The sequence below is a fragment of the Vibrio sp. GLN_1 genome (assembly GCF_043106015.1).
Classification (GTDB): Bacteria; Pseudomonadota; Gammaproteobacteria; order Enterobacterales; family Vibrionaceae; genus Vibrio; species Vibrio parahaemolyticus.
The window spans coordinates 168826-195319 of record NZ_JBICMD010000004.1; the positions used below are offsets into that span (position 1 = coordinate 168826).

At 45.4% G+C, this 26494-nt stretch carries 27 protein-coding genes; 10 read left to right on the top strand and 17 right to left on the bottom strand.

Going from position 1 to position 26494, the window contains the following annotated elements; genetic code table 11:
• The first annotated feature begins 227 nt into the window (after window positions 1-227).
• Both ACF8OV_RS01155 and ACF8OV_RS01160 read left to right on the top strand, forming a co-directional pair.
• Window positions 228-515 carry a hypothetical protein gene (locus ACF8OV_RS01155; protein ID WP_021822414.1) on the top strand — a complete coding sequence of 96 codons (288 nt, stop codon included), beginning with the start codon at window positions 228-230 and terminating at the stop codon, window positions 513-515.
• A 2-nt stretch (window positions 516-517) separates the two neighbouring features.
• Window positions 518-961 carry a YaiI/YqxD family protein gene (locus tag ACF8OV_RS01160; protein ID WP_005456606.1) on the top strand — a complete coding sequence of 148 codons (444 nt, stop codon included), beginning with the start codon at window positions 518-520 and terminating at the stop codon, window positions 959-961.
• 130 nt (window positions 962-1091) lie between these two features.
• On the opposite strand, the gene ACF8OV_RS01165 is transcribed toward ACF8OV_RS01160, so the two are convergent.
• The 3 genes from ACF8OV_RS01165 to ACF8OV_RS01175 all read right to left on the bottom strand — a co-directional run bounded on the left by ACF8OV_RS01165 (window position 1092) and on the right by ACF8OV_RS01175 (window position 3562).
• Window positions 1092-2678 carry an AbgT family transporter gene (locus tag ACF8OV_RS01165; protein ID WP_005484923.1) on the bottom strand — a complete coding sequence of 529 codons (1587 nt, stop codon included), beginning with the start codon at window positions 2676-2678 and terminating at the stop codon, window positions 1092-1094.
• A gap of 494 nt (window positions 2679-3172) precedes the next feature.
• Window positions 3173-3298 (bottom strand): type B 50S ribosomal protein L36, encoded by a 126-nt coding sequence (gene ykgO / locus ACF8OV_RS01170; RefSeq protein WP_005380299.1) that lies wholly within the window; start codon window positions 3296-3298, stop codon window positions 3173-3175.
• Window positions 3299-3301: 3 nt separating this feature from the next.
• On the bottom strand, window positions 3302-3562 hold the full coding sequence (locus ACF8OV_RS01175) for a type B 50S ribosomal protein L31 (RefSeq protein ID WP_005479047.1): 261 nt from the start codon (window positions 3560-3562) through the stop codon (window positions 3302-3304).
• 122 nt (window positions 3563-3684) lie between these two features.
• Between ACF8OV_RS01175 and tsaA the strand changes: the two genes are divergently transcribed.
• The 5 genes from tsaA (at window position 3685) to ACF8OV_RS01200 (ending at window position 7548) form a co-directional block, all read left to right on the top strand.
• Window positions 3685-4380: a tRNA (N6-threonylcarbamoyladenosine(37)-N6)-methyltransferase TrmO gene (gene tsaA / locus ACF8OV_RS01180; RefSeq protein WP_017447760.1), complete on the top strand. Its 696-nt coding sequence runs from the start codon at window positions 3685-3687 to the stop codon at window positions 4378-4380.
• Window positions 4381-4491: 111 nt separating this feature from the next.
• Window positions 4492-6207 (top strand): proline--tRNA ligase, encoded by a 1716-nt coding sequence (locus ACF8OV_RS01185; protein ID WP_005479053.1) that lies wholly within the window; start codon window positions 4492-4494, stop codon window positions 6205-6207.
• 163 nt (window positions 6208-6370) lie between these two features.
• Entirely contained in the window at window positions 6371-7039 is a 669-nt protein-coding gene (locus ACF8OV_RS01190) for a tellurite resistance TerB family protein (RefSeq protein WP_069540714.1), read from the top strand.
• 111 nt (window positions 7040-7150) lie between these two features.
• Entirely contained in the window at window positions 7151-7357 is a 207-nt protein-coding gene (locus ACF8OV_RS01195; RefSeq protein ID WP_005391765.1) for a YaeP family protein, read from the top strand.
• Window positions 7357-7548 (top strand): DUF4250 domain-containing protein, encoded by a 192-nt coding sequence (locus ACF8OV_RS01200; protein ID WP_005494238.1) that lies wholly within the window; start codon window positions 7357-7359, stop codon window positions 7546-7548. The genes ACF8OV_RS01195 and ACF8OV_RS01200 overlap by 1 nt, the downstream gene beginning before the upstream one ends.
• A gap of 84 nt (window positions 7549-7632) precedes the next feature.
• On the opposite strand, the gene ACF8OV_RS01205 is transcribed toward ACF8OV_RS01200, so the two are convergent.
• Window positions 7633-8997, bottom strand: coding sequence for a sodium-dependent transporter (locus tag ACF8OV_RS01205; RefSeq protein ID WP_005456537.1), 1365 nt, complete (start codon window positions 8995-8997; stop codon window positions 7633-7635).
• A gap of 388 nt (window positions 8998-9385) precedes the next feature.
• Here ACF8OV_RS01205 and ACF8OV_RS01210 point away from each other — a divergent pair, with 388 nt between their 5' ends.
• Entirely contained in the window at window positions 9386-11932 is a 2547-nt protein-coding gene (locus ACF8OV_RS01210) for an Ig-like domain-containing protein (protein ID WP_141180341.1), read from the top strand.
• A gap of 141 nt (window positions 11933-12073) precedes the next feature.
• On the opposite strand, the gene ACF8OV_RS01215 is transcribed toward ACF8OV_RS01210, so the two are convergent.
• Both ACF8OV_RS01215 and ACF8OV_RS01220 read right to left on the bottom strand, forming a co-directional pair.
• Window positions 12074-12817 (bottom strand): YggN family protein, encoded by a 744-nt coding sequence (locus ACF8OV_RS01215; RefSeq protein WP_021449939.1) that lies wholly within the window; start codon window positions 12815-12817, stop codon window positions 12074-12076.
• Between the two features lie 61 nt (window positions 12818-12878).
• On the bottom strand, window positions 12879-13358 hold the full coding sequence (locus ACF8OV_RS01220; protein WP_025629963.1) for a GreA/GreB family elongation factor: 480 nt from the start codon (window positions 13356-13358) through the stop codon (window positions 12879-12881).
• A 76-nt stretch (window positions 13359-13434) separates the two neighbouring features.
• Between ACF8OV_RS01220 and ACF8OV_RS01225 the strand changes: the two genes are divergently transcribed.
• Entirely contained in the window at window positions 13435-15360 is a 1926-nt protein-coding gene (locus tag ACF8OV_RS01225; protein WP_169566833.1) for an ATP-dependent DNA helicase RecQ, read from the top strand.
• A 1-nt stretch (window position 15361) separates the two neighbouring features.
• Here ACF8OV_RS01225 and dinB read toward each other — a convergent pair whose 3' ends face one another.
• From dinB to bolA, 11 genes are all read right to left on the bottom strand, one after another.
• Window positions 15362-16426 (bottom strand): DNA polymerase IV, encoded by a 1065-nt coding sequence (gene dinB / locus ACF8OV_RS01230; RefSeq protein ID WP_020841182.1) that lies wholly within the window; start codon window positions 16424-16426, stop codon window positions 15362-15364.
• A 132-nt stretch (window positions 16427-16558) separates the two neighbouring features.
• A complete protein-coding gene (locus ACF8OV_RS01235) occupies window positions 16559-16792 on the bottom strand; it encodes a DUF2789 domain-containing protein (RefSeq protein WP_020841183.1) in 234 nt (77 codons plus the stop codon).
• Window positions 16793-16969: 177 nt separating this feature from the next.
• Entirely contained in the window at window positions 16970-17203 is a 234-nt protein-coding gene (gene nqrM, locus ACF8OV_RS01240; protein ID WP_005436655.1) for a (Na+)-NQR maturation NqrM, read from the bottom strand.
• 22 nt (window positions 17204-17225) lie between these two features.
• On the bottom strand, window positions 17226-18230 hold the full coding sequence (locus ACF8OV_RS01245; protein ID WP_005494217.1) for an FAD:protein FMN transferase: 1005 nt from the start codon (window positions 18228-18230) through the stop codon (window positions 17226-17228).
• Between the two features lie 155 nt (window positions 18231-18385).
• Window positions 18386-19609: an NADH:ubiquinone reductase (Na(+)-transporting) subunit F gene (gene nqrF / locus ACF8OV_RS01250; RefSeq protein WP_005456545.1), complete on the bottom strand. Its 1224-nt coding sequence runs from the start codon at window positions 19607-19609 to the stop codon at window positions 18386-18388.
• A 33-nt stretch (window positions 19610-19642) separates the two neighbouring features.
• A complete protein-coding gene (gene nqrE / locus ACF8OV_RS01255; RefSeq protein ID WP_005436652.1) occupies window positions 19643-20239 on the bottom strand; it encodes an NADH:ubiquinone reductase (Na(+)-transporting) subunit E in 597 nt (198 codons plus the stop codon).
• 7 nt (window positions 20240-20246) lie between these two features.
• Window positions 20247-20879 (bottom strand): NADH:ubiquinone reductase (Na(+)-transporting) subunit D, encoded by a 633-nt coding sequence (locus ACF8OV_RS01260; RefSeq protein ID WP_005456515.1) that lies wholly within the window; start codon window positions 20877-20879, stop codon window positions 20247-20249.
• On the bottom strand, window positions 20879-21664 hold the full coding sequence (locus ACF8OV_RS01265) for a Na(+)-translocating NADH-quinone reductase subunit C (protein ID WP_005456526.1): 786 nt from the start codon (window positions 21662-21664) through the stop codon (window positions 20879-20881). The genes ACF8OV_RS01260 and ACF8OV_RS01265 overlap by 1 nt, the downstream gene beginning before the upstream one ends.
• Window positions 21654-22898 (bottom strand): NADH:ubiquinone reductase (Na(+)-transporting) subunit B, encoded by a 1245-nt coding sequence (locus ACF8OV_RS01270; protein ID WP_005456580.1) that lies wholly within the window; start codon window positions 22896-22898, stop codon window positions 21654-21656. Before ACF8OV_RS01270 ends, ACF8OV_RS01265 begins: the two co-directional genes overlap by 11 nt.
• Before the next feature lie 5 nt (window positions 22899-22903).
• Entirely contained in the window at window positions 22904-24244 is a 1341-nt protein-coding gene (locus ACF8OV_RS01275) for a Na(+)-translocating NADH-quinone reductase subunit A (RefSeq protein WP_005494215.1), read from the bottom strand.
• 473 nt (window positions 24245-24717) lie between these two features.
• Entirely contained in the window at window positions 24718-25026 is a 309-nt protein-coding gene (bolA, locus tag ACF8OV_RS01280; protein ID WP_005456570.1) for a transcriptional regulator BolA, read from the bottom strand.
• Window positions 25027-25300: 274 nt separating this feature from the next.
• Between bolA and ACF8OV_RS01285 the strand changes: the two genes are divergently transcribed.
• On the top strand, window positions 25301-26458 hold the full coding sequence (locus tag ACF8OV_RS01285; RefSeq protein WP_029835293.1) for a methyltransferase: 1158 nt from the start codon (window positions 25301-25303) through the stop codon (window positions 26456-26458).
• The last annotated feature ends 36 nt before the right edge of the window (window positions 26459-26494 follow it).

Consider the following 26494-nt stretch of genomic DNA (forward strand, 5'->3'; position numbering starts at 1 on the left):
TCACAATCTACCCTAAAACAATTTTTTTTATTCGCAACGGTTAATAACATGTTAAATCATTATTTATCAAAACCTTACACTGGAACTTTTCTGTAAAACTGATGACGAAATCGTTTTCTCTTACACGCTATGTAAGAGATCTCTCACAACCCACTACCGAAATTGCTATTCGCTAAATCCCACCTCTCAAAGTATGATGACAACTATATCGTTATTAAGGATTGAAAATGTTAACTCAAGACGTCACGAAAGAGCTGGAAGCTGTGATGGAGCAGCTGCAACGAGAAGGGAAAGAGCCAACGGTTGCACTAGTGAAAGCACGTATGAAGACACCAGTCCCAATGCCTGCACTCATTACTGTTATCAAAAGCTGGAAGAGCGCGAATCACGTCCCAAAAGTAGAAGTCACTGCGCCACTATCGAAAGAAGAAGATCGCCTGACGGCACTTGAAAAAACAGTCGTTAAATTAACCGCTCGTATTGAAGAGCTAGAAGCAAAACTGGGTGAGAAATAAGAATGAAGTTATGGGTAGATGCAGACGCTTGTCCTAAAGTGATCCGTGAGACCATCGTGCGTGCCGCAGAACGAACCGGCGTAGAGTGTACCTTTGTCGCCAATCACGTTGTACCAGTGCCAAAAAGAGCCAACATTCACTCACTTCAAGTCCCTGCAGGTTTTGATATTGCTGACAACGAAATTGTTCGTCGTGTAGAGCCAAATGATTTGGTCATCACATCCGATATCCCACTTGCCGATGAAGTCATCACTAAAGGCGCTCTAGCGTTGAGCTCTCGTGGTGAGCTTTACACCAAAGACACCATCAAAGCGCGTCTTAATATTCGTGACTTTATGGAAACCATGCGCTCAAGCGGTATTCAAACTGGCGGGCCTGCGGCACTTTCGCAAACCGAACGCCGAGAGTTTGCAAACCATCTGGATAGAATCCTCGCGAAGCGATAAAGGGCTTTCATTCAAACATTGAAATGATCCATCTCTGAAATAAGACTCAACAGAGTTCGTACTTCAAACATGCAAAAAAGCCTGCGAATATCGCAGGCTTTTTTTGGAGCTGTGTGAGGTGCCCTAAGTATTACGGTGTGTAATACGTTGCAGCGCCCGGGCCGACTGGTAGACCAAATACGAATACCCATAGGTAGAACAGCAGGCTCCAACCTACGATAAAGCAGATTGAGTAAGGCAGCATGGTCGCGATCAGCGTACCGATACCTAGATTCTTCATGTAGCGAGTCGCTACCGCCAAAATCAAACCAAAGTAGCTCATCATCGGTGTGATGATGTTCGTGGTTGAATCACCGATACGGTAAGCCGCTTGAATGGTTTCTGGAGCATAACCCACTAGCATTAGCATTGGCACGAAGATAGGAGCTGTCACGGCCCACTGCGCCGATGCAGAACCGATCATCAGGTTAATGAAGCCACACATCAGAATGAATGCGAAGAACAACATAGGGCCAGTCAGACCGATACTTTGCAGGAAGTCAGCACCTGCAACGGCAAATACTTGGCCAAAGTTCGTCCACTTAAAGAAAGCAACAAACTGCGCAGCGAAGAACACCAACACGATGTACATGCCCATCGAAGACATTGATTTAGACATCGCATCGATAACATCACGGTCGGTTTTCATCGTGCCAACGACTTTACCGTATACAAAGCCAGGGATAGCAAAAAATACGAAGATGAAAGCGACGATACTTTTCAGGAATGGGGATCCTGCAACAGTGCCAGCGTCTGAACGTAGAATGCCGTCTTCTGGAACAATCGTCCAAGCCAACAAAGCAGACACAACCAACACAGCAAGACCAGCAACTTTCAGACCTTTCTTCTCAAGGTCAGTTAGGTTGCCCATTTTGTCGTTAGACAAATCTTCAGCCGCTTCTTCTTCGTTGTACTTGCCAAGTTTCGGCTCAACGATTTTCTCTGTAACGAATGCACCCATACCCGCGATGAAGAACGTCGACACAAACATGAAGTACCAGTTTACTTCTGGTCCAACAGTGTAAGTCGGGTCAATCATTTGAGCTGCTGTCTCAGTAATACCTGAAAGCAGTGGGTCAACCGTACCAATTAGAAGGTTTGCCGAGTAACCGCCCGATACACCAGCAAATGCTGCCGCAAGACCAGCAAGAGGATGACGACCAAGGGAATGGAAAAGCATTGCAGCAAGTGGGATAAGAACCACGTAGCCAAGCTCAGAAGCGGTATTTGAAATGATACCAGCAAAAACAACCGTAACCGTCACCATACGTTGTGACGCGCCCATTACTAGGCCACGCATTGCTGCTGAAAGTAGGCCCGAGTATTCCGCAATTGCAACACCAAGCATCGCAACCAATACCGTGCCTAACGGTGCGAAACCAACAAAGTTTTTCACTAGATTGGTAACAATAAGCTCTAGGCCGTCAGCGTTAAGTAAGCTGACCACTTGAATCATGCCGTCTGCAGCACGACCTTTTGCTCCCTCAGGACGAGGATCGACAACCGATACTTCGAAGTAACCAGCTATACCCGACATCACCAAAATGGCTAAACAGAAAATGGCAAATAGTGTGATCGGGTGGGGCAACAGGTTCCCCAAATATTCGACAGTATCCAAAAAGCGCGTAAACAACGGCTTCTTAGGTGAGTTTTGTTTAATTGAAGCAGATGAACTCATCTGTTCCCTCCTTGTTTTTATTCCTGTGCAATTGTGAAAAAAATGTCACAAAGCGAGCGAAGGGTACTTGAGTAAAGAGTCAATTAAAAGCCAAAAACGTTACAAATTGTAAATCAATTGCAAATTTATAACCAGTTATTTGCATAAATGTAGATATTTCATCCATATAAAACAAATTAACCAACATTATAAATTAAACAAAGATATAACCATTAGATATGCAGGAATGCCTAATCCCTATATAAAGTCGAATGCAAAGATAGTGTGTGGTGTAAGCTCAAAGAGCCGAGCAGTCTGGCAAACGTACAATTTTGACTTGAATAACGATGAAGTCGTGCCAGTAAAAACCATGCCAAGCACGAGCGAATAAACGTTGGCACTTGGCGAGTATTAGGTGGGCGTGTAGATTCATAGCTGCTAAGGCAATCATCCGTTGTCATGGACGAAAATACCTTCAATTTCGCTACACACTCCTTTGTTGTTCGTTTCTACTGTTATTTTTGTACAGCTTTGAACCTCGGATTTGTCTTACAAATAACGTACAAGCGCCCTCTTCTTTTCACTATCTGACAGTCAGGATGACGGCTCTTCGCGCTTTTAAGTGATTTCACAACTTTCATGACTTATTCCTTCTCACTAGTAAATTGACCAAAACGACGGTTGAAGTTAGCAATACGCCCTTCCGCTTGAACCACTCGTTGCTTGCCTGTGTAAAACGGATGAGAAGACGACGACACATCCAATGTGAAGTACGGGTATGTTTTTCCGTCTTTCCACTCAATGGTGCGATCGGTTTTCAATGTTGAGCCGACAACAAAGTATTCATCCACACTTGTGTCATGAAACACCACTGGACGATAGTCAGGATGGATTCCTGGTTTCATTTCAATTTCCTTCAAATTAAATTGTTATGTTATAACATTTTAATTAATAATCATTCCCAATAAGAAATGCAAGAGAAATTTGTGATACTTTTTCACTTAAATGAATCTTGAAGAAATTTGCTATGTATTCGATTGAGCCGATTGGCATCATTGAAACCCCTTACAAAGAGAAGTTTGCCGTCCCTCGCCAACCGCGCCTAGTTCCAGCAGCTAAAGCGCGAGTAAAACTGTTAGGCGAGGCAAATAGCCCAGAAGCGGTGCGCGGGTTAGAACAGTTCTCTCACGTCTGGTTATTGTTTCTGTTTGACCAAAATTTGGAGGCAGGATGGAAACCAACCGTACGGCCTCCTCGTTTGGGTGGAAATGAGCGTATTGGCGTGTTTGCTTCGCGCTCTACCTTTCGACCAAATGGCATTGGAATGTCGGCAGTCGAAGTGAAAGGCATCACGAAGAAAGGTGATCAAATATATATTGATCTTGGCAGTGTTGATTTGGTCGATGGCACACCGATTGTCGACATCAAACCTTATATTCCTTACTCAGATGCCATTCCTGAAGCGATTGGCGGCTACGCTGGTGAAGAGCCTGAAAAATCGAACGTCACCTTTTCGTCTCAAGCATTGGCGATGCTAGCAAAGCGATCCGATACTCAATATGTACAATCGGTGATCGAACAAGTTCTGGCGCAGGATCCACGTCCTGCATACAAGAAGAACAAACCGGATACCAAGGAATATGCGGTAAATTTGTTCGATCTGAACGTTAAGTTCAGCGTGAATAGCAACTTAATAACAGTTACGGCGATTGAAAGCTTTTGACAAAGCCAATTGGCTGATATTATAGACGGCTAACAATTTTCCCTTCTTGGGACCTTCATACTCCTGTCCATTCTGGCTTGAGTAACTAACTTTAATAAACGGATAAATTTAATGCGTACCAGTAATTATCTTCTTTCTACTCTGAAGGAGACTCCAAACGACGCAGAAGTAGTGAGCCACCAGCTCATGCTACGTGCAGGTATGATCCGTAAGCTGGCTTCAGGTCTTTACACCTGGCTGCCTACTGGTCTACGTGTGCTGCGTAAAGTCGAAAACATCGTTCGTCAAGAAATCGACAATGCAGGTGCAGTCGAAACTTTGATGCCCGTTGTTCAGCCGTTTGAACTATGGGAAGAGACAGGCCGCAGCGAGAAGATGGGTCCTGAGCTACTTCGCTTTACTGACCGTCATGTTCGTCCGTTTGTACTTAGCCCAACAGCTGAAGAAGTGATCACTAGCCTTGTGCGTAATGAAGTGAGCTCTTACAAACAGCTTCCGCTAAACCTGTACCAAATCCAAACTAAATTCCGTGACGAACGTCGTCCACGTTTCGGCGTAATGCGTGCTCGCGAATTCTGCATGATGGATGCATACAGCTTCGACATCGACAAAGCAGGTCTAGAGAAATCTTACCAAGCAATGCACGATGCTTACTGTAAAGCATTTGACCGTATGGGTCTTGAGTACCGTCCAGTACTTGCGGACTCAGGCGCTATCGGTGGTAGCGGCTCTCAAGAGTTCCACGTACTTGCAGACAGCGGCGAAGACCTAATTGCATTCTCTACTGAGTCTGATTACGCAGCGAACATCGAAAAAGCAGAAGCGTTAGCGCCTGCGGTAGAACGCGCAGAACCAACTCAAGAAATGACACTAGTTGATACTCCAAACGCGAAAACAATCGCAGAGTTGGTTGAGCAACACGGTCTACCTATCGAGAAAACCGTTAAAACGCTATTTGTTAAGGCGTCTGACGAAATCGATGCACCAATCATTGCGTTGATCGTTCGTGGTGACCACGAGCTAAACGAAGTGAAAGCAGAAAACCTACCTCAAGTGGCTTCTCCACTAGAGATGGCATCAGAAGAAGAAATTCGTGAACTGATCGGTGCTGGCCCTGGTTCTCTTGGCCCTGTAGGCCTTGAACTGCCATTCATCGTTGACCGCAGCGTAGCAGTCATGAGCGACTTTGGCGCTGGCGCAAACATCGACGGTAAACACTACTTCGGTATTAACTGGGGTCGTGACGTTGAACTGGGTCAAGTAGAAGATCTGCGTAACGTAGTGGAAGGCGATCCAAGCCCATGTGGTAAAGGTACGCTAATGCTGAAACGTGGTATCGAAGTTGGTCATATCTTCCAACTTGGTAACGTTTACTCAGAAGCAATGAACTGTAGCGTTCTTGGCCCTGACGGTAAAAACGTAATCCTAGAGATGGGTTGTTACGGCATCGGTGTATCGCGTGTTGTTGCTTCTGCGATTGAACAGAACCACGACAAATACGGCATCATTTGGCCAGACGCAATTGCACCTTTCCAAGTAGCAATCGTGCCAATGAACATGCACAAATCTGAGCGCGTAAAAGAAGCAGCAGAGAAGCTATACGCGGAACTAACTGCTATGGGAATCGAAGTTCTATTTGATGACCGTAAAGAACGCCCAGGTGTAATGTTCTCTGACATCGAGTTGATCGGTATCCCTCACACTATCGTGATTGGCGATCGCAGCATGGATGAAGGTAACTTCGAATACAAAAACCGTCGTACTGGCGAGAAAACTCCAGTAGCGATGGCGGATATTGTTGAGCACGTTAAATCTCAACTTAAATAAACGCCTAAAAGGTTTCGATTAAATAAAAGGGTTGGCTTCGGTCAACCCTTTTCTATTGTCCTCAGAAATGACACTGACCCTAATTTCTTTACTATTCATTTCGTTAATCTTTGGTTCAGCTTGTTGTTTGTACACTGATCTCAACATTTACAGGAGGTCAGTCATGGATTTAAAAAGTCTTCTAAACCAAGCGCTCAACTCTGATTTACTCAAACAAGGTGCTGGCGCCCTGGGTAAGCAAACTCAAAACATCAAATCATCATCCAGCTCTAGCCAGTTCAAAACTCTCGGCGCAGGAGCCATCGGTGGTGGATTGATTGGCATGCTTATGGGCTCAAAGAAAAGCAAAAAGATGGCGAAGAAAATGGGTTCTGGCGCGCTTAAAGTCGGTGGAGCGGCAGCACTCGGTGCACTTGCCTACAAAGTGTATAACGATTGGCAAGCTAAGCAGAGTGATCAAGGCGTCCATGACCCCTTCGATCCACAAGATAGCAAACACAGCGTATTAATTTTAAAAGCCATGATTGGTGCAGCCAAAGCCGATGGTCATGTCGATGATGTGGAAATGGCCCGAATTGAACAAGCCCTTACAGAAATGGGGGCAGATGAACACGTTCGTCAGTTGGTTCAGCAAGAGTTGCATAAGCCACTTGATCCAGTAGAAATCGCAAGCCAAGCGTCGACACCACAGCAAGCTTCTGAGATCTATTTAGCGTCACTCATTGTTGCCGATGAACAAAACTTCATGGAAAAAGCTTACTTACAAGAGCTGGCTAAGCAGCTTCAGCTTTCTCCGGAAGTGACGTATCAATTAGAATCGCAGATGCAGTGATTAAAGCTTGTCCAAGATGCACCTCAACTTGAGCCAAAACAACTCTCAGCTTTGAGTTTCAAATCCGCTATGTGTATATTGAGATAAGTTATCATTTAGTGGAAAGAAAACATGCAAGTATACGGCTGTTGTGAATTAGTTCGTGAGCTTTATGCTCAAATTGGTAGCGGCGATCAAGCCTACATCCCTCAAGCAATTTCTTGTGCAGTGAAAGCGCTAAACGATGTTGCGGCGGATGAATCTTTGCCAAAAGAAGTACGTGAGAAAGCGGCGTTTGCGGCTGCAAACCTACTGATTTCAGATTTTGAGGACAAGTAATGAACTTAGCGAACTTTGAATCGATGGACCCAGTCATGCTGATGAGTATCGTCAACATGAAGCTACGTGACGACTTCGGCGGTGATCTGGATAAGCTGGTTGCTTTTTTTGATATAAACCGCGCGGCACTTGAAGCAAAATTGGCTACGGCAGGGTTTGATTTCTTACCCGAAGCAGGTCAGTTCCGTTAATCACGACGGCAACCCCAACGACAATAATGAAAAGGGCTTGATGAATACATCAAGCCCTTTTCGTTTAAGCTGTATCTTTGCTTGTTAACCGAATGATGCCCAGATCACCGTCGCAACTAATACAGGGCACACAAACTTCACATACGCAGGCCACAATTTACCAAACCAGCCTTGTGTGAATTCAGGACAGCCCTGCTCAAGCTCTTTAATTTTAGAGTTACGATTCCATACCCAACCACCAAACAAGCAGAACAGTAGTGCCGCCGTTGGCTGTAAATACTGAGTTGCAACCGTCGCAACCATGCCAAACAACGCGCCAAAGTTGTACACAATCACTACGCTGAACAGAGCAATAAGACCACCTAGCACCCAGCTAGTCGCACTGCGCTTAGTATTGAAACGTTCACTCACTAACGCCACAGGACACTCTAACATTGAGATGGAAGACGTCAGCGCCGCAATCGTCAGCAATAAGAAAAACACGATTGAGAACAGTTGGCCAAGTAAACCTAAGCTATCAAACATCAGTGGCAATACGGTAAATACCAAGGTGTCTGAGCTCAATAGAGAACCGTCTTCAGCGTAGATTTGGACACCTTTTTGCATCGCAACAAACATCGCTGGCATCACCACTAGCCCTGCAATAAAGGCAACAGCCGTATCGACCAAGGTCACATTCATTGCCATCTTGGGAAGGTTCTCTTTCTTGCTCAAGTAAGAGCCGTAGATCAGCATTGAACAACCACCAATCGTCAGTGAGAAGAAGCCCTGCCCCATTGCAGCAAGAATTAGTTTACGGTCCCATACTTTCTCGAAATCAGGCACCAAGTAATGCTTCAGACCTTCCATCGCGCCGTTTTGCGTCATGATGTAAACAAACAGCAAACCGAATAACACGAACAACGCAGGCATTAGACGTGTTGACCATTTCTCAATGCCTTGTTTAACGCCACCTTGCACGATCAAAATGGTAAGTACATAAAATGTAATCGTACCGAACAAGTTGCGCTCTACACTAAAACCTTTTAACCATTGAGTCGCCGCTTCCATTCCCATGATGTCGGTAACCGCACCTAGCAAAAAGCAGATCAACCAACCGCCAACAATGGAATAAAACGCTAAGACTGCACTTGGTACACTCAAACCAATCCAGCCCACAATACCGCCAAGCTTTTTGCCAGTCGGGTGGTTGGTTAATGCACGCATGCTGTCTACTGGGTTGGCTTGACCATGACGACCAATCGCCATTTCAACCACCAGCATAGGAAAAGCAACGATCAGAATCATCACTAAGTAAACCAGCAAGAAGGCTCCACCACCATTACTTGCTGCTTGTGTTGGGAAGCCCCAAATATTACCCAGACCAACCGCAGCGCCGGCGGCTGCTAAGATGAATCCGAGACGAGAGCCAAAATGCTCGCGAGGCTGAGAAGAAGTTTGTTGTGTCATACCACTCACACAAAATATCAATGAACTAGCTAACTAGTACACTATAGCAATATTAACTAATCAACAAGAGCAAGCAGGTCAAATACTCGACAAACGATGCAAATGGCAGGCATTCAGTTTGTAAATTTTTACATACATCTCATATTCATCATGCCGTTATCAAACCGTTATTTGCTATCAAATCGACTGTATCACCACGCAAAAACCACTGATTCATTCATCGTGAAGTGAGCCGAAAAATAATGAGCTCGACTGTAAGAGGCGAATAGTTCCTCGTGATGTTGTGTCGAAAAGCAGAATATTGTTCTTCGCTTTTTCCCCCTTATGTCTATTTATCAGCTAGTTATTACTCTGTTCTCATTTATATCCATGACTCAAGGAGAGGAAAATGAAGGTCACTCTACTTCACGGAGCGGTGGTAGCTGCACTCAGTGTTAGCTATCAAGCTCAAGCCTACAACTGTCAAAGCCTGCCTGATTGGGATAGCACTGCGATCTACACCTCAGGCACTCAAGTGAAAACTCAAGGTGCCGCCTATGAGGCCGCTTATTGGACACAAGGTAACGACCCCGTCACCAACTCAGGTTCATGGGAAGCGTGGAAGGCATTAGGTCAATGCGATGGCGGAAACAGTAATCTGTCACCAACGGTGTCCTTCTCTTCTCCAACGAACAACGCGCACATTCCTGAAGGCAGCGCCATTACTCTGTTAGCCAATGCGTCCGACGAGGACGGACAGGTCACACAAGTGGAGTTTTTAGCGGGTGACCAAACCGTTGCTATCGTCACCCAAGCGCCATTTGAGGCATCTTGGACTGCGGCCCAAGGCGTTTCTCAACTCACCGCGATTGCGACAGACAATGAAGGCGCAGTAACCTCCACAACGGTTGCTATCGTCGTTCAGCCTCAAGTAGAGCTGCCACCACCTAGCATTACTCTCACTAGTCCAACAGGTACGGAAACACTGAGTGTGGGGGATAACCTAACCGTCACTGCTCAAGCTGATGACTTTGATGGCGTAGTTACTCAAGTTGAGTTCTTCGTTAACAACCAATCTGTCGCCATTGATACCAGTGCACCTTACGAATACCAATGGACAGCGAGTGTTGGCACGCACTCATTTAAAGCTCAAGCGACAGATGACTCTAATCTCTCTACCATGAGTCAAGAAGTGGCGCTGGTCGTCGCGAATTCAGAAACAGGCAATGGTGGGTGTGCTGATGCTCTACCTTACGTTGCTGGCACACGTTATGAAGTAGGTGCTCTGGTATCTAACCTTAACCAAAAATATCGTTGTGACGTTGCGGGTTGGTGTTCGTCCGATGCAACATGGGCCTACGAGCCAGGTGAAGGCCTGTACTGGAAAGACGCTTGGACTGGCCTAGGAGCGTGCTCAACACCACCTCAAGTTACCATTACCGCCCCAACTGATGGGCAAGTCGTGCTCGCAGGCAGCAACAACGAAATCACAGCCAACGCAAGCGACTCAGATGGCACGGTTACGCAAGTGGAGTTTTTCGCGAATAACGATCGCTTAGGTGTCGTTACTCAAGCGCCATATTCCGTAACTTGGAACGCCACACTTATTGGCGCTAACCAGCTTAAAGCCGTTGCAACCGATAACGACAACAATACGTCAGAATCTGTTGTGAACGTAAATGTCAGTGATAAAGATTTAGTCATTTCTCTTACTTCGCCTAGCGCAGGTCAAACGGTTGGCTTAGGCAAAAATCTCGCATTAAGCGCCGATGCAACGTCTTTAACTTCAGGCATTAAGCAAGTTGACTTTATGGTCAACGGCGCCGTTGTCGCCACAGATACGACTGCACCTTACTCTGCGAACTGGACACCAGCCGCAATCGGACAGTTTACTGTAAGCGCTCAAGCCGTCGATCTTGCTGGAAGCACCGCATTATCTGACGCAGCAGCGGTGACAGTTGTAGAGCAGACAGAAAAACGTCATAAACTGATTGGTTACTGGCACAACTTCGTGAACGGTGCGGGTTGCCCAATCAGACTGGCAGACATGGCTGATGCTTGGGATGTGATTGATATTGCCTTTGCTGAAAACGACCGAAACAGCGATGGCACAGTGCACTTCAACCTGTATTCTGGCGATATTTACAGTGATTGTCCTGCACTCGACCCAACGCAATTCAAACAAGATATGGCAGCATTGCAGGCGAAAGGTAAGAAGTTCGTTCTATCTCTTGGAGGTGCTGAAGGCACTATCACTCTAAACACTGACCAAGACGAATCGAACTTTGTTTCTAGCCTAACTGGCCTTATCGCTGAATGGGGCTTTGATGGTCTCGATGTGGATTTAGAGAGTGGATCTAACCTAGTACACGGTTCACAAATTCAAGCTCGTCTTGGTCGTGCTTTGCTGCAAATTGAGCAAAACATGGGTGGCGATATGTACCTAACCATGGCTCCTGAACACCCTTATGTTCAAGGCGGTTACGTCGCTTACAGCGGAATTTGGGGAGCGTACATTCCCGTGATCAACGATACTCGCAGCACGCTCGACTTGCTTCATGTTCAGCTATACAACAACGGCGGTCTACCAAACCCGTACCTACCAGGTTCTGCACCAGAAGGCTCTGTTGATATGATGGTAGCTCAATCTAAGATGCTCATCGAAGGTTTTGAACTAGCCGACGGCACTCAGTTTGCGCCATTGCGTGATGATCAAGTCGCGATCGGTTTACCTTCAGGCCCAAGCTCGGCAAACTCAGGTCAGGCTCCGACACAAAATATTCTTAGTGCGCTAGACTGTTTAACAAAAGGCACATCCTGTGGCACCGTTAAACCAGCGTTCAACTACCCGAATTATGCTGGCGTAATGACGTGGTCTATCAACTGGGATCAGCATGATGGCTTTAACTTCTCAAAACCTGTTGGTGATAAGTTAACTCAGATGAACGCGCAATAAGCGCCTTTAAGCCGGTTAGGTGCGTTTGGTCAAACCCTCGCAACTCGACCCAAAGATGGAACCACTAAAACGAAAAGAGAGCACCAAACGGCGCTCTCTTGCTTTGTATTTTTAGATGTTGTTTCTACGCGAAGCGATTCATCAAATGGTAAAGACTCGATAGTCTTTCAACTCAGGAATTTTCTTCAACAAATCGTCTTCTTGCCCTGCCATATTGTCCAGAGATTCACATAAGTCTTCCGCTTGTTGCTCCACCTCTTTCGAATGTTCAGCCAAACGCTGCTCAACTTTCGCACTTAATTCTGCCATGCTTTCAGAGAGTGCTGTCAGGTTTAAACCACCCTCTTCTTTCATTTTTTTCGATAAAGCATCGAACGCGCTAGCCAGAAACTCTTTATTAAAAATCTCCTGCGCTTTTTCAAAATCTTTCGTCCAGCCCTGCGTCATCGATTCAAAGCTATCTGCAGGCAAAATAAAATCACCATCTTTGTAATAACGAGATTGCACATCAGCAAAGAAGTCTTTAACTGCAACTTTTACGTTATCAAACGCGCCCGGCGCATCCAAACTCGCTGCCACATCATCAATGATGTCATTGGCGAGTTCCAAGCCATCACTCGCTAGCTGCTTAGCTTGAGGGATATAGGCATTCATTTTTTCGCGATATGCTTCAATCGCGGCTTTCTGCTCCGCATCGAGTTCAATCAACTCACCTTTGATGAACAAGTTGTTGTCTTCGTCCACGACGGCTTTATCACCAGAAGTCTGGCGAATTTCCAAACTCTGTCCATCCATACGAACTTCATTATGGATGTCCACACGACATTGCGCTGCATAGCCTGTTGCACTAACCATCAGCAATGAAAGTGTAAAAAGTTTCTTCATGTCATTCTCTTATCTTCAAAATAACTTCTCTTAAACATAACACTCAGTTATACATTTGATGTCAGAACACCGTCACGACTTCGTAACAAGTTGTTTTATCGCCAATTTTCATCTCAAACTCTTCGCCTTCCTCTTTGCCAAGTAACGCTCGTCCCAATGGTGATTTCGCTGTTAAGACAAAGACTTCCTGATCTTGCCAAGCCACCGTTAGTCCACCAGAGCACGGACCGATGAAAAAGCGTTTTTCGATATTGTTCTCATCGACGAGAACCACATACGCGCCTACACCTATTGGCGCATCCGTAAAGTCGCGAATAACCATTGAGCGATACTGACGCAATTCGTCCTCACTCTCTTGTACTCGCATTGCTTGGCCGTGAGCAAGATAGGAAGCCTCTAATGCAAGCGTGTCGTACTTATGCTCGGGCACTGTTTCTTCGTCCGTTGCGGCATCGATGGCTCTTTGGGTGGAAGCGTGTGCAATTCGAAGTTTTTCTTCCAATTGATAAATGATGATTTGGATTAACTCAGCTTTGTTCATACTTTTTGAAGGCGCGCTCAGTAGGCAGGATATGTTAATGTACCCTAGTCTATCACCGAAGAAAGGTTTCCCTAACATGCAAAGTACCCAGTTACTACAAACGCTTCAATCCGTGTTTGGTTTTGACTCATTACGCCAAGGCCAACAACCAGTTATTGAATCGGTCATGAATGGTTACTCTGCAGCAGCAATATTTCCAACGGGCTCGGGCAAATCTCTTTGTTATCAACTCCCCGCCACCATGCTGCCAAACCTCACTTTAGTGATCTCGCCATTACTGGCACTAATGAAAGATCAGCTGAGCTTTTTGCAAAGCAAAGGGATCGCCGCCGCTTCTATCGATAGCAGCCAAAGCAGAGAAGAAGCGCAATGCGTAATGGTTGGAGTCAAAAACGGTGAAATCAAAATTTTGATGATTTCTGTCGAACGCCTCAAAAACGAGCGCTTTCGCGAGTTCATTCGTCAAGTGCCAATCTCTTTGATGGTAGTCGATGAAGCGCACTGTATCTCTGAGTGGGGACATAACTTCCGTCCGGATTACCTCAAGTTGCCGCAATATCAGCGAGAACTGAATATTCCCCAAACCTTGTTGCTGACCGCCACAGCAACACCTGCCGTTATTGAGGACATGAAAAATAAATTCGATATTGCGAGTGACCACATTACTGTAACTGGCTTTTACCGTTCGAACCTCGATATTTCAGTCATCCCTTGCGGAGAGTCCGAAAAGCAAACGCAACTCAAGACGATTGTCGCCGCAGCCCCTAAACTGCCAACCATCGTTTACGTAACGCAACAGCAAACTGCAGAGCAAGTGGCTAAATCATTGATCCACATTGGCGTTAACGTTCATGCGTATCACGCGGGAATGAAAAGTGAAGTTCGTGAGCAAATACAACAGCAATTTATGGCGGGCCAAATTGACTGCATTGTGGCCACGATTGCCTTTGGGATGGGTGTCGACAAATCCGATATTCGCCGAGTAATTCACTTTGATCTACCTAAATCCATTGAAAACTATGCACAAGAAATAGGTCGAGCAGGACGCGACGGACAACGCTCTGAATGCATTCTGCTTGGCAATACTTCTGGGCTAACTGTATTAGAAAACTTTGTGTTTGGCGACACGCCTGAGCACTCTTCGATTAGTTATGTATTGGGTCAAATAAAAGAGCACCAACCTCAGTGGGAAGTCGTGCCACTACGTTTGTCTCGCGAGAGCAATATCCGCCAGTTACCACTCAAGACACTGTTGGTGTATTTAGAGCTTGCGAAAGTGATCGAAGCTAAGTTTAGCTACTTTGCCGAATATCGATTCAAATTCCTACAAGATCAGCAATTCATCGTTAACCAATTCCAAGGAGAACGACGCGAGTTTGTAGAAGCCATTTTCACTTGTTCGACCAAAGCGAAAGTATGGTGCCAAGTCGATCTCGATGCTCTTTGGATGCATTATCACTCGGAACGTAGCCGCGTTGTCGCTGCTCTGGATTACTTTCATCAGAATGGTTGGGTTGAACTGGAAAGCAAGCAGCTAACCGATGTGTATTCCGTCTTGCCCGAAACACAGAATATCGAAGACATCACGCAGCATCTGTACGAGCTATTCCAGTCTAAAGAGCGCAAAGACATCGACCGAATTCACGCCATGTTGGGGTTATTCCAATCGTCAGATTGTTTAAGTCATCAATTAGCCAGTTACTTTGCCGACCACAATGCCCCTGCTCACTGCGGTCATTGTTCTGTGTGTCGAGGACAGAGAGCAGTGTTCCCACCTCGGATTTACGATCAACCTGAACCAGCAGTCGCCTCCGCTTGGATTGCAGAGTTTGTCCAACTTTCCCCTTCTGCAATCAGTAACGAAGCCATCGCCCGATTCTTATGTGGCATCAGCACGCCGTTGATCAGCCAACTTAAAGCCTCAAAGCTATCTGGGTATGGTGCATTGGCTAATGTGTCCTTCGAACAGGTACTACAATTAGTTGAAAGTGTGCGGGAATAGATTAAAAGAAGCTGAGTTGGCGAGCTTGCTCTTCTGGCTTGAGCATAACGCTCAAGCCTAAGAGGCGAATTTCACGACCATTTTGACGCTTTAGAATGTCTTTTAGCAACAACTTAAAGTCCTCAAGTTCTAACTGAGGATGAATGTGTTCAATGGTAGTGAGCTGGAAGTCCGCGAACTTTACCTTAATGCCTTGCTTAATGATCGATTTATCTGGACTGGCACGCTCCAGTCGCTTTTCCAGTTCAGGATATAGTTTCTCTTCGATCACTTGCCAGCACTCATCATAAGTAGAGATGTTTTGGCTAAACGTTCGCTCAACACCAACCGACTTTCTCTCACGCTCGACTACAACTTCTCGATCATCGATACCGTGACTGCGTTTCCACAATGATGCGCCTTGGCGACCGAATTGGCGTAACAGTTCTCGATAGTCGCTATTTTTAATGTCTTCACACAGATAAAAGCCCGCTTGATGTAACTTTTCTAGACTGACCTTACCAACTCCAGGGATTTTTTCTAGTGGTAGCTTATCGACCACTTCTTGAACTTTCTCAGGAGGAATAACAAACTGTCCATTGGGTTTATTCATATCCGAAGCAACTTTAGCGAGAAACTTAATCGGCGCGATTCCAGCTGATGCCGTCAGGCCCAACTCGTTTCGAATATCATTACGGATAGACTCCGCAATCAGGGTTGCTGAGCCCCTGCACGCTGTCGCATCGGTAACATCTAGGTAGGCCTCATCAAGAGAAAGAGGTTCAATTAAGGAAGTATAACGTTCGAAGATAGCTCGAATTTGCAGTGAGACTTGTTTGTAGACATGCATTCGACCGGGAACAACGAGCAAATGCGGGCAAAGCTGCAACGCACGAGCGGTAGGCATGGCACTACGTACGCCAAACTTGCGTGCTTCGTAGTTACACGTGCTAATGACGCCGCGCTGTTTTTCATGCCCGCCAACCGCAAGCGCTATATCTCGATAATTTGGGTTATCTCGCATCTCGACGGCAGCATAAAAACAATCCATATCGACATGAATAATCTTTCTGATTCGCTCTGACATACCCGACAAAATACTGGTTAAAAATACAGTATAATTCAATTAACGAAGCAAGAAAATGAAAGATTAAAACCACCGCTCAAAGAACATATTGCCAAGTTTCTAAAGGGTTGAATTATCTTTTTTTATCGCGGTTCAATCACGCAACATTACATCGAGCTGATCCACAAGCTCAGCCCAATCAGCATCTTCTTCAATAGCTTGTTTTAAAAATGCGGCCTGAGAATGTGTCCAGAAACTCGCTTCGTGTAAAGGTGCTGATTCACGTTTATGTCGATGCGTATTGACGAAATCTTTAATTTCTTTGGAAGAGCTCCCTAACCCGAGCTGATTGAAAAGATCAGCCATGCCATGTTGATGTAATTCCATTGTGTCCTCCGACTCGAATGAACCTTTATTTGAGTATATACCTCACCCAATTATGCGCCCGTGAAAGTACTAATATTTCACTCTCTATGTAGAAAGCACGGCGCTTTGATACACGCAAAAAATAACCCAGCCGAAGCTGGGTTATAGAAAAATGATAAGCACTCTATGCTTGCGCGTTTACGCGATACGGTCTTTTTCCCACGCAGCTAGCTTTTCAGCACGAGCAGCTTCGCGAGCTTCACGCTTCTTGCGCGCGTCACATGGCTCTGGGCAGTTACATACTTTCTCTATGCCGACTGCGCCAAGGCCACCACAGCTGCCTTTCACTACTTTCTTCTGGAAGATGTAGCCAACGGCCATCGCTGCGATCACCGCAACAAACACTGCAAATGTAATTAGAAATGTACTCATAAGAACATGCTCACTTCTGATGTTATTTGTTCATGAATGGCTTGTATGCTTCCGAAGCCAGCTCTTTAAAACCATCTTCCGTTTTCACAATCATGAAAACAGGAATGTTATTTTCGTTCGCGATTTCCATGCCTTTTTCTTCGCCTAGCACCATAAGACCCGTTGCTAGACCGTCAGCAGTCATCGACGATTTATCCAATACTGTCACAGACACAACTTTATGATGGATTGGTTTGCCTGTTTGCGGATTGATAATGTGAGAGTATCGCACACCATTACTCTCAAAGTAATTACGGTAGTCACCACTTGTTGCAATTGCCATGTCACCTGGTTCGATGATCTCTTGAATAGATCGCTCATCAACCGTTGGTTTCTCAATCGCGATTCGCCATGGCACACCTTCTCGGTTGATACCTTTCAAACGCATTTCGCCACCAACTTCGACCATGTAGTTTTTGATCCCTACCGATTGTAGGTAATCAGCAACCACATCAACCCCCCAACCTTTTGCAATCGTTGACAGATCAACATACAAATTAGGAATGTCCTTTGACAGTTTATTGCCATCAACGGTCAGGTGGTGAATCCCAGTGTTTGCCTTACGAGCCGCTAACTCTTCATCAGAAGGCACTACGTCAGGGCGAGCTTCTGGGCCAAAGCCCCAAAGGTTAACCAGAGGACCAACCGTTACATCAAGCGCACCTAAAGTTAGGCCATTGAGACGAACCGCTTCTTTTACTACGGTTGCCGTTTGCGCTGACACTTCGAAAGGCTCACTTGTTTGATGCTGGTTAAAACGACTCAGCTCTGAGTCTTCACGGTAAGTCGACATTTGATCGTTGACTTCTTCAAGCAGTCGATCGATTTCCGTTTGCAGAGCCTTCGGCGTCGGAATGCCGTCTTGCTCAATGTATTTAATGTTGTAAGAAGTCCCCATTGTAGGACCGCTTAGATGAATTTGATCAGCAGGCTGTTCACAACCAGCCAAAATCAATAGAGAAGCGAATGCAACAAGCCACTTTTTCACTTGTTTACTCCCATTGTTGTTGAATTGATATGGGAAATAGGACCATGTCCGTCAATCCAATTTCCTATAGCAACTGTTGAATATGGTTTTGTATTTCAGAAAAAATAATGGCTAGCCCCTAGAGAGCTAGCCATAAATACAATCACTTGGAGGGATTAACCACCGAAGTCATCTAGTAGGATGTTCTCATCCTCTACACCTAGGTCTTTCAGCATGCCGATAACAGCCGCGTTCATCATAGGTGGACCACACATGTAGTACTCACAGTCTTCTGGAGCTTCGTGATCACGTAAGTAGTTCTCGTAAAGAACGTTGTGAATGAAGCCTGTGTAACCATCCCAGTTATCTTCTGGAAGTGGATCTGACAGTGCACAGTGCCATACGAAGTTGTCGTTCTCAGCCGCTAGGCCATCGAAGTCTTCAACGTAGAACATTTCACGTTTAGAACGTGCACCGTACCAGAATGACATCTTGCGCTTAGAGTGCAGACGTTTTAGCTGGTCGAAGATATGAGAACGCATTGGAGCCATACCTGCACCACCACCAATGAATACCATTTCTGCGTCAGTGTCTTTCGCGAAGAACTCACCAAATGGGCCAGAGATAGTACACTTGTCGCCTTCTTTCAAAGACCAGATGTACGAAGACATGATGCCCGGTGGTACGTCTGGGTTGTTCGGCGGCGGAGTTGCGATACGAACGTTAAGCATGATGATACCGTGCTCTTCAGGGTAGTTAGCCATTGAGTATGCACGAATTGTTTCTTCATTAACTTTAGACTCGTAACGGAAAAGATTGAACTTCTCCCAGTCCTCACGGTATTCCTGAGGAATATCGTAGTCCGCGTATTTAACGTGGTGAGCTGGCGCTTCAATCTGGATGTAACCACCAGCACGGAAAGGTACTGATTCGCCATCTGGAATTTGTAGCTTAAGCTCTTTGATGAATGTCGCTTTGTTATCGTTAGAGATAACCGTACATTCCCACTTCTTAACGCCGAAGATTTCTTCTGGTAGTTCGATGTCCATGTCAGTCTTCACTGCCACCTGACACGCTAGACGCTCACCTTCACGAGCTTCACCTTTCGTGATGTGATCAAGCTCAGTTGGTAGGATGTCGCCACCGCCAGATTTAACTTTTACGCGACACTGACCACAAGAGCCACCGCCACCACAAGCAGAAGATACGAATACGCCAGCACCAGCTAGAGCACTCAGTAGCTTACCGCCTGGTTGTGTAACGATCGCTTTATCAGCGTCACCGTTCACAGAAATTGTAATGTCACCTGTTGGTACAAGCTTAGACTTAGCGAAAAGAATCACTAGTACTAGCGCAAGTACGATCAGAGTAAACATCACTACACCAAGAATAATGTCCATTGACTATTCCTTAATTGTTGCGGTTTACCCGACTTACAGTTGAACACCAGAGAAAGACATAAAGCCTAACGCCATAAGACCTACAGTGATGAATGTGATGCCAAGACCACGTAGACCTGGAGGTACGTCAGAGTACTTCATCTTCTCACGGATACCTGCAAGAGCAACAATTGCTAGCATCCAACCCACACCAGAACCGAAACCGTAAACAACAGATTCAGCAAAGTTGTAGTCACGTTGTACCATGAAAGATACACCACCGAAGATCGCACAGTTTACTGTGATCAACGGTAGGAAGATGCCTAGCGCGTTGTACAAAGGTGGGAAGAAACGGTCAAGAACCATCTCTAGGATCTGTACAAGTGCTGCAATTACACCGATAAAGGTGATGAAGTTTAGGAAGCTAAGGTCCACGCCCTCAACTAACGCATTTTCTTTCAGAACTAGGTTGTAAACTAGGTTGTTCACAGGAACAGCGATAGTCAAAACTACCACAACTGCAACACCTAGACCGAAAGAGGTCTTAACTTTCTTAGATACGGCAAGGAAAGTACACATACCTAGGAAGAAAGACAGTGCCATGTTCTCGATGAAAATCGATTTAACTAACAGACTGATGTAATGTTCCATGACGCCCTTACTCCTTCGCTTCTACTTGTTCTGGTTTAAACACACGGATTACCCAGATCAGGAAGCCGATTAGGAAGAATGCAGATGGTGCTAGTAGCATTAGACCGTTAGGCTGGTACCAACCACCGTTGCTCACTAGAGGTAGTACTTCCATACCAAATAGTTTGCCTGAGCCGAATAGCTCTCGGAAGAAACCAACAGTGATAAGAACGAAACCGTAACCTAGACCGTTACCAATACCGTCGATTAGAGAAGGTACTGGCGCAGACTTCATTGCGAATGCTTCAGCACGACCCATTACGATACAGTTTGTGATGATCAGGCCAACGAATACTGATAGCTGTTTAGAGATATCGTATAGGTAAGCTTTTAGCACCTGGTCTACCACGATTACTAGAGATGCGATGATCGCCATTTGAACGATGATACGCACACTGTTAGGAATGTGGTTACGGATCAGAGAAACAGAGAAGTTAGACAGAGCAGTTACGAATGTTACCGCTAGTGTCATTACAAACGCCGTTTCTAGTTTAGTTGTTACTGCAAGAGCAGAACATACACCAAGAACTTGTAGCGCGATCGGGTTGTTATCCAACACCGGCGCCATAATGCTCTTTTTAATGTTTTGTGCGCTAGACATTAGTTCAGACCTCCGTCACGAACTTTTGCTAGGAAAGGACCAAAGCCCATGTCACCTAACCAGAAGTCGAATGTACCTTGAACACCGTTACCAGTTAGTGTCGCACCAGATAGGCCATCAACGCCGTGTTCAGAACCTGCTGGCGCACCACCTTTAACAACCTTGATTGCTGGTTTGTGGTTTTCGTCGAACAGTTTCTTACCAACCCATTGAGCACGCCATGATGGGTTCTCAACTTCACCACCAAGTCCAGGAGTTTCACCTTGCTCGTAGTAAGTGATACCAGACACAGTGTTACCGTCAGTTTCAACTGCAACGAATGCGTACATCATCGACCATAGACCGTTACCGTGAACTGGGATGATAACTTTAGAAACGTCATCACCGTTTTTCACTAGGTATACGATACCCGTGTTAGCACGACGAATGATCTTAGCTTTGTCTTGCTCAGCTGTAAGCTTAATAGACGTCGCGTTGTCTTTCGCTGCTTTACGTTGATCGTAGTTAGCTGCTTTAGAACCATCAGCCGCTTCTTCCACGAATTCGCCTGTTGCGAAATCAACCAAGCGAGGCTCGATGTATTCAGCATATAGCTCAGGTACTTTCTTACCATTTGCTTCAATGCCAGCAACTTCAACAATCTTTGATTGTTTATCTAGGACAGCGTTAGCTTTTTGCTTATCACGCAGACCTACTGCTGCTGTTGATACGATGATTGAACAAACAAGGCTCAACCCGATAACAACACCCAGCGTCTTTTTAATGCTGTCGTTATTACTTGCCATAGCGTGCTAGTCTCCGCTTGATGTTCTTCTCAATTACTACATGGTCGAACAGAGGTGCGAATAGGTTCGCGAATAGAATCGCCAGCATCATACCTTCTGGGTACGCCGGGTTAACTACACGGATCATCACACACATTGCACCGATTAGGATGCCGTACCACCATTTACCTTTGTTAGTAAATGAAGCTGATACTGGGTCTGTAGCCATGAAGAACATACCGAATGCAAAACCACCTAAAACTAGGTGCCAGTGCCATGGCATGTTGAACATTGGGTTGGTGTCAGAACCGACCACGTTAAACAGTGTCGATACTGCAATCATACCGATCATTACACCCGCAATGATGCGCCATGAAGCGATTCGCATGTAAACGATCATCGCTGCACCGATCATTAGAGCAAGAGTCGATACTTCACCAATTGAACCAGGAATGTTGCCGATGAAAGCATCCATCCAAGTGATAGGAGCGCCAGTGATGTTGTTGATCAACGCGCCGCTACCGCCGTGAGCCCATTGGCTAAGAGCAGTTGCACCAGAGAAGCCGTCAGCTGCAGTCCAAACTACGTCACCCGAGATTTGCGCTGGGTAAGCAAAGAATAGGAAAGCACGACCTGCAAGTGCAGGGTTAAGGAAGTTGCGACCTGTACCACCGAAGATCTCTTTAGCAACAACAACACCAAATGTAATACCTAGTGCCGCTTGCCATAGAGGTAGCGTTGGTGGAACGATAAGTGCGAAAAGAATAGAAGTTACAAAGAAACCTTCGTTAACTTCGTGCTTACGCACCATACAGAAAAGCACTTCCCAGAAACCACCAACAAGGAATACTGTTGCGTAGATTGGTAGGAAGTACGTCGCACCTAGTAGCATCTTACTGCCGACGCCTGCATCAGCAGAAATCGATCCGCCTAGCATCTCAGTCAGCCAGTAGTGCCAGTTACCTGCGATAACTGTCGCTAGTTGATCACCAGCATACATGTGGTTTAGAGCTGCAATAGCTTGGCCACCTGCGTTGTACATACCCCAAAACATTGCTGGGAATACCGCAAACCAAACCATGATCATGATACGTTTTAGGTCAACGCTATCACGAACATGTGAGCTTTTCTTTGTTACTAGACCTGGCGTGTAGAAAACTGTAGCGACAGCTTCGTACAGGGCAAACCATTTTTCATGTTTACCACCAGGCTCAAAGTGATGCTCGATGTCTTCAAGAAACTTTTTAAGAGCCATGGAAATTACCCTTCCTTCTCGATCTTATCTAGGCATTCACGAAGTAGTTGACCGTACTCGTACTTACCAGGACAAACAAAGGTACACAATGCCAAATCTTCTTCGTCTAGCTCTAGAGCGCCCAGTGCTTGAGCACTGTCACTATCGCCCGCGCATAGATCGCGAAGTAGCAAAGTAGGTTCCATATCTAATGGCATTACGCGTTCGTAGCTGCCGATTGGAACCATTGAACGGTCACTACCATTAGTCGATGTTGTCATGTTGAACAACTGACCTTTGAATAGGTGACCAAGGAATGAGCGAGTTACTGAGAACTTGTTCTTACCAGGCATAGCCCAGCCGAGCAGTTCTTTTTCACGGCCTTCGCGTAATACAGAAACCTGCTGATGGTAACGGCCAAGGTACGCGTGTGGACCTGTAGCGTGAGTACCAGTTAGTACTGAGCCAGAGATCACACGAACTTCGCCAGGCATCAGTTCGCTATCTGTTAGGTCGTCAAGGCTAGCACCCATTACGGTACGAACCAGACGTGGGTTATTCACCACTGGACCCGCTAGAGAGATAACACGGTCTGTGTATAGCTCACCTGTTAGGAACAGCTTACCGAACGCGATAACGTCTTGGTAGTTGATGCTCCAAGCCACGTTTTCTGCATTTACTGGGTATAGGAAATGCATGTGGGTGCCAGCAAGACCTGCTGGGTGAGGGCCATCGAAGACGTGTTCTTCTACGTTAGACTGAGAAGAGCGTGGCAAGCTAGTGCCAGATTTACATACGTAAACCTTGCCTTCTGTCAGGGCTGAAAGAATGTCTAGACCGGCAATGAATGCTTCTTGTTGTTCGTTAATGATCAACTCAGGCTTAGCTGCAAGAGGATTAGTATCCATTGCAGTTACGAAAATAGCCTTAGTAGCAGACTCGATTGCTGGAACCTTGCTAAACGGACGAGTACGTAAAGCGGTCCAAAGGCCAGATTCAACCAGTTGAGTCTTGATCACTTCGCGATCTAGACCAGATAGTTGAGCGGCTTCGAACTTATCGAATGTCACCTGCTCTTCACCTGCCACTTCAATCACTACAGATTGAAGGACACGTTTAGCGCCACGGTTAACTTCGATCACTTTACCGGCTGCTGGTGCAGTAAATTTCACGCCAGGGTTCTTCTTGTCTTCAAAAAGAATTTGCGCTTTTTTCACTTCATCACCAACGCGGACATGCATGGTAGGACGCATGCCAACGTACTCTTCGCCAAGCAAGGCGACTTTTTTGATGGTCTTACCATCATTAATCACCTGGGATGGAGTTCCTGCGATAGGAAGATCCAAGCCCTTCTTTATTGTAATCATACGCACTTGCACTACTTTTATCGGGAAAAAGATTCTTTTGATTGCGTAACTTTTAGACACGACATCAGTGTCCGGTTTTGATGTTGTTTAAAACACCAAAATCGCAACATCCTATTAAAAATCTCGTCACATGAAATATGAGAGATTTATCAGGTGCGGTAGTCTAGCATTTTTTAGGAACTTGATGCCATGACCAATCATCAGAATAGAGGGGTAATTTCGATAGAATCAGGTCTAAAAGGTCAAATATTAGTCATAACTTTGACCGAACGCACAAATGACATATTCCACACATATCTTATGGAAATGAAATATTCACAGCCTGAAATATGCTTTAATTTATATTCATTTGTTGAAACGCTGTTAACACATTTTTTAACCAACATTTGTGCCACATTTTTGTCCCACACAAAATGTAAAACAAAAAAAGATGGCCTAAGCCATCTTTCTAAAAACGTCTGGGTTGAAAGGGGTTAACGCCCTCCTCCCATACACATTGGACTGTCTGGTGCACCATTTTGCTCACGTTTCCACTCTTCCTCTGTGTAAGTATGGATCGCAAGCGCGTGAATATGATTGTCTAGCTCATCGGCAAGAATTTGATGAACTTGACGGTGACGGCCAATCAATCTCTGACCGGCAAATAAGTCACTCACAACAATGACTTTAAAGTGACTTTCCGAGCCAGGCGGCACATTGTGCATGTAACTTTCGTTGATGACTTTTAAGTAGCTTGGTTGCAGCTCACTATGTAACTTTTTCTCTATGATTTCTTGGATCATATTCTTTCCTCAATGATGCAAATGCCATAAGTATATACCCAACTCCTAAAGAGGTGGAGACTTGATACTCTTTCCATTTTGCGACTTTGTTTCACGTTAATACTGGCAAAGGTTCAACCCATTCAGCACTGATGCGTTTAAAGCACGAGCCACAAGCTTGCCACTTTACGCTATTTCGGCGAGTTAAATAGAAAATTTGACAGCTTTTTGTATCTACGTAAGCCATCATTTGCGACAATAATCACTAGTTTATTGAATCAACCTACGTTTACTTATGAAAACCGAATTGAATCTTCACGGTAGAAGCCTCACGCTTCATCGTTTTCCTAAGCGTTCTAACGAAACGCTTCAAGCTTGGGATGCGGGTGATGAGTACCTGATCAATCACGTCGAAGAAATGGCATTACCCGACCATCAAAACATCGTTGTTATCAATGACAACTTTGGTGCCCTCGCTTGCTGGTTTTCTGAAAAACATCATGTCACTTTTATGAGCGATTCTTTCGTCTCTCACAAAGGTGCTCAAAAAAATCTTGAAGACAATCAATGTAATAAAGTGGCATTTCTGACCACAATGGACAGTATTCCTGCGAATACAGATCTTGTGTTAGTCCAGCTACCTAAAAGTAATCGTCATCTTGTTTGGATTTTGAGCCAACTTCGCAAGATGCTTCCAACCGCTTGCCCTGTTATTGCTGTAAACAAAGCCAAAGAAATCCATACGTCTACATTAAAATTGTTCGAAAAACACCTTGGAGAGACTAAAACGTCACTGGCGTGGAAAAAGCATCGACTGGTCTTTTCTCAGGCCAATGCAGAACCAAGAATTGAAGTAGATCCAATCACGGCTTGGGGTGTCGAAGGTGAACACATTCAGCTTAAAAACCTGCCAAATGTCTATTCAGGAGAAAGCTTAGATTTAGGTGCGCGCTTTATGCTGCAACATATTCCTCAAGACGCCTCAATCAACCACATTATCGATTTGGGATGCGGTAACGGCGTCTTATCGGTAAAAGCAGGTCAACTCAATCCAAATGTAAGACTGACTTGCGTTGATGAAAGCTTCATGGCGCTTGAATCTGCCAAGCAGAACTTATTGGATAACTTAGGCGAAGGTCGCGACATTCAGTGCGTGGCCAATAACTGTTTGGATGGATTCAAACCTGACAGTTGCGATTTAATCATGTGTAACCCACCGTTCCATCAGCAACAAGCCATTACCGATCATATAGCATGGCAAATGTTCTGTGATGCAAAACAAATTTTGAACCAAAATGGCAAGTTACTCGTCATAGGAAACCGTCACCTCGGCTACGATGCCAAGTTGAAACGTCTGTTTGGCGATAAGAATGTGAAACTCATCGCTTCTAACAATAAGTTCGTGATTTTACAGGCAACAAAAAATCCTGCTAAATTAAGCGCAAAACAATAGAGCTCTCCGAGCAAAATGTTTACAAGGAACAATAAA

Excerpts from the sequence above, each read along its gene's own strand:
- ACF8OV_RS01155 (WP_021822414.1), top strand. The coding sequence starts at position 228 with ATGTTAACTCAAGACGTCACGAAAGAGCTGGAAGCTGTGATGGAGCAG.
- ACF8OV_RS01160 (WP_005456606.1), top strand. The coding sequence starts at position 518 with ATGAAGTTATGGGTAGATGCAGACGCTTGTCCTAAAGTGATCCGTGAG.
- ACF8OV_RS01165 (WP_005484923.1), bottom strand. The coding sequence starts at position 2,678 with ATGAGTTCATCTGCTTCAATTAAACAAAACTCACCTAAGAAGCCGTTG.
- ykgO (WP_005380299.1), bottom strand. The coding sequence starts at position 3,298 with ATGAAAGTTGTGAAATCACTTAAAAGCGCGAAGAGCCGTCATCCTGAC.
- ACF8OV_RS01175 (WP_005479047.1), bottom strand. The coding sequence starts at position 3,562 with ATGAAACCAGGAATCCATCCTGACTATCGTCCAGTGGTGTTTCATGAC.
- tsaA (WP_017447760.1), top strand. The coding sequence starts at position 3,685 with ATGTATTCGATTGAGCCGATTGGCATCATTGAAACCCCTTACAAAGAG.
- ACF8OV_RS01185 (WP_005479053.1), top strand. The coding sequence starts at position 4,492 with ATGCGTACCAGTAATTATCTTCTTTCTACTCTGAAGGAGACTCCAAAC.
- ACF8OV_RS01190 (WP_069540714.1), top strand. The coding sequence starts at position 6,371 with ATGGATTTAAAAAGTCTTCTAAACCAAGCGCTCAACTCTGATTTACTC.
- ACF8OV_RS01195 (WP_005391765.1), top strand. The coding sequence starts at position 7,151 with ATGCAAGTATACGGCTGTTGTGAATTAGTTCGTGAGCTTTATGCTCAA.
- ACF8OV_RS01200 (WP_005494238.1), top strand. The coding sequence starts at position 7,357 with ATGAACTTAGCGAACTTTGAATCGATGGACCCAGTCATGCTGATGAGT.
- ACF8OV_RS01205 (WP_005456537.1), bottom strand. The coding sequence starts at position 8,997 with ATGACACAACAAACTTCTTCTCAGCCTCGCGAGCATTTTGGCTCTCGT.
- ACF8OV_RS01210 (WP_141180341.1), top strand. The coding sequence starts at position 9,386 with ATGAAGGTCACTCTACTTCACGGAGCGGTGGTAGCTGCACTCAGTGTT.
- ACF8OV_RS01215 (WP_021449939.1), bottom strand. The coding sequence starts at position 12,817 with ATGAAGAAACTTTTTACACTTTCATTGCTGATGGTTAGTGCAACAGGC.
- ACF8OV_RS01220 (WP_025629963.1), bottom strand. The coding sequence starts at position 13,358 with ATGAACAAAGCTGAGTTAATCCAAATCATCATTTATCAATTGGAAGAA.
- ACF8OV_RS01225 (WP_169566833.1), top strand. The coding sequence starts at position 13,435 with ATGCAAAGTACCCAGTTACTACAAACGCTTCAATCCGTGTTTGGTTTT.
- dinB (WP_020841182.1), bottom strand. The coding sequence starts at position 16,426 with ATGTCAGAGCGAATCAGAAAGATTATTCATGTCGATATGGATTGTTTT.
- ACF8OV_RS01235 (WP_020841183.1), bottom strand. The coding sequence starts at position 16,792 with ATGGAATTACATCAACATGGCATGGCTGATCTTTTCAATCAGCTCGGG.
- nqrM (WP_005436655.1), bottom strand. The coding sequence starts at position 17,203 with ATGAGTACATTTCTAATTACATTTGCAGTGTTTGTTGCGGTGATCGCA.
- nqrF (WP_005456545.1), bottom strand. The coding sequence starts at position 19,609 with ATGGACATTATTCTTGGTGTAGTGATGTTTACTCTGATCGTACTTGCG.
- nqrE (WP_005436652.1), bottom strand. The coding sequence starts at position 20,239 with ATGGAACATTACATCAGTCTGTTAGTTAAATCGATTTTCATCGAGAAC.
- ACF8OV_RS01260 (WP_005456515.1), bottom strand. The coding sequence starts at position 20,879 with ATGTCTAGCGCACAAAACATTAAAAAGAGCATTATGGCGCCGGTGTTG.
- ACF8OV_RS01265 (WP_005456526.1), bottom strand. The coding sequence starts at position 21,664 with ATGGCAAGTAATAACGACAGCATTAAAAAGACGCTGGGTGTTGTTATC.
- ACF8OV_RS01270 (WP_005456580.1), bottom strand. The coding sequence starts at position 22,898 with ATGGCTCTTAAAAAGTTTCTTGAAGACATCGAGCATCACTTTGAGCCT.
- ACF8OV_RS01275 (WP_005494215.1), bottom strand. The coding sequence starts at position 24,244 with ATGATTACAATAAAGAAGGGCTTGGATCTTCCTATCGCAGGAACTCCA.
- bolA (WP_005456570.1), bottom strand. The coding sequence starts at position 25,026 with ATGATCCAAGAAATCATAGAGAAAAAGTTACATAGTGAGCTGCAACCA.
- ACF8OV_RS01285 (WP_029835293.1), top strand. The coding sequence starts at position 25,301 with ATGAAAACCGAATTGAATCTTCACGGTAGAAGCCTCACGCTTCATCGT.